The organism is Amycolatopsis thailandensis (assembly GCF_002234405.1).
GTDB classification, from domain to species: Bacteria; Actinomycetota; Actinomycetes; order Mycobacteriales; family Pseudonocardiaceae; genus Amycolatopsis; species Amycolatopsis thailandensis.
This window is the reverse complement of the sequence record NZ_NMQT01000346.1, coordinates 1-1864: the sequence shown is the minus strand read 5'-3', so window position 1 is coordinate 1864 and position 1864 is coordinate 1. Positions and strand designations below refer to the sequence as shown.

Below are 1864 nucleotides of genomic sequence, written 5' to 3'. Positions count from 1 at the left end.
GTCACGCTGACCCACGGGAAGGCCGGAGACCACGTCAAGGTGGCCGTCGCGCTCCCGCGGACCGGGTGGACGGGCAGGCTCCAGGCGGTCGGCGGCAGTGCCTACACCGCCGGTGACTTCGGCGCCCCGCTCGTCCAGGCGGTCAAGGACGGCTACAGCGGCGTGACGACCGACGCCGGCGTCCCCCTGACCTTCCTCGACACCTCGTGGGCGCTCACGCCGGCGGGCGAGATCGACAAGCCGCTGGTGACGAACTTCGCGACCCGGTCCGTACACGAGGCCGCCGTCATCGGGAAGGACGTGACCCGGAAGTTCTATCAGCGGGCCGTCGGCTATTCGTACTGGAACGGCTGCTCGACCGGCGGCCGTCAGGGCTACTCCGAAGCGCAGAACCACCCCGGGGACTTCGACGGTGTCCTGGCGAACGCCCCCGCCGTGCACTGGGCCGAGTTCGCGGTCGCGACCCTCTGGCCGCGCGTCGTGATGAACCAGGAGAAGACCTACCCGGCGACCTGTGTCTTCACCGCGTTCCAGCAGGCAGCGATCAAGGCCTGCGACGGCCGGGACGGGGTCACCAACGGCATCGTGGACCGACCGGACGAATGCGGCTACGACCCTCGCTCCCTCATCGGCACGAAGGTGCTCTGCGAGGGCAAGGAGGTCACTGTCACGGCCGCGGACGCCGAGGTCGTGCGCAAGATCTGGGCCGGGCCGACCGACGAACACGGGCAACGGCTCTGGGCGGGTCTCCCCAAGGGCGCGGACTTCGGCCCGGTGACGAACGCACCGGGGTTCCCGGTGGCCACGGGCTGGGTGAAGACCTTCCTGAAGAAGCAGCCCGGGTTCGACACCGAGAAGATCACCTACCGCCAGTTCGCCGACCTGTTCCGCCAGTCGGTGCGGGAGTACGACGAGGTCATCGGGACCTCCGACCCCGATCTGTCGGACTTCCGCCGGGCGGGCGGCAAGCTGATCACGTTCGTCGGCAGTGACGACCAGCTGATCCCGCCGGGCGGCACGCTCCAGTACCGCCGCGAGGTGGAGCGGGAGATGGGCGGCCCGAGGCGGGTCGACGACTTCTACCGGCTGTTCCTCGCCCCGGGTGTCGCGCACTGCTTCGGCGGAGCGGGCGCCGCGCCGACGAACGCGCTGGGCGCGCTCGTCGACTGGGTCGAACACGGCAAGGCCCCGGCGACCCTGCCGGCGGCGAACGCGGACAAGACCCTGACCCGCGATCTCTGCCCCTATCCGCAGGTCTCGCGCTACCGCGGCCACGGTGATCCGGCGGTGGCCACGAGCTACCGCTGCACCGCTCACTGAGGTCCACCACACCCGTGCCCGTCGTGCCGCCGCCCCCTCCGGCACGACGGGCACTTCCTCACTCTGTGAGAACTTCCGGGATTACCTTTGCCGAACCCCTCAAAAGTACGGTATTCACAACGAGGGACATCGCGACGAAGCAGTTCGGACACTGAGCACGGCACCCTTCCCGGGGACCGAAACTCCTTGCACCGCAACGCCAATCACCACACCAGCGCGTCATATCACCCTGCTTTCGAGGCGGGCGATATGACCCAAATGGTATGTACCAGTCGGGTGATCCGCCTCGTACGGTCGGGAACGCATCTCCCCTCCCCCGCCCGTTTCCGAGGAAAGCGTCGACATGAACAGAAAGATCCTCGCCGCGACAGCCGCGGCCATAACCGGGGCAGGCCTGCTCACCGCCATCGCGCTCACCCCCAGCGCGAACGCCGGTCAGGAAGCCGCTTCGGCAGACCAGACCCAGTCCGACGTCCTGGCCGCGATGGCCCGGGGGATCGGGCGAGCGCCGTGTAGGGAAAGAGTGGGGGTGTGGGTGGTGGGG

1 protein-coding gene and 1 pseudogene are annotated in these 1864 nt (G+C 68.9%); both read left to right on the top strand.

Annotation, left to right across the window (positions count from 1 at the left end):
* Positions 1 to 1320, top strand: a 1320-nt coding sequence (locus CFP71_RS42805; protein ID WP_244200054.1) for a tannase/feruloyl esterase family alpha/beta hydrolase, incomplete at its 5' end; no start/stop codon positions are given.
* A 343-nt stretch (positions 1321 to 1663) separates the two neighbouring features.
* Positions 1664 to 1864, top strand: a pseudogene (locus tag CFP71_RS42800) (hypothetical protein); the annotation flags it as partial.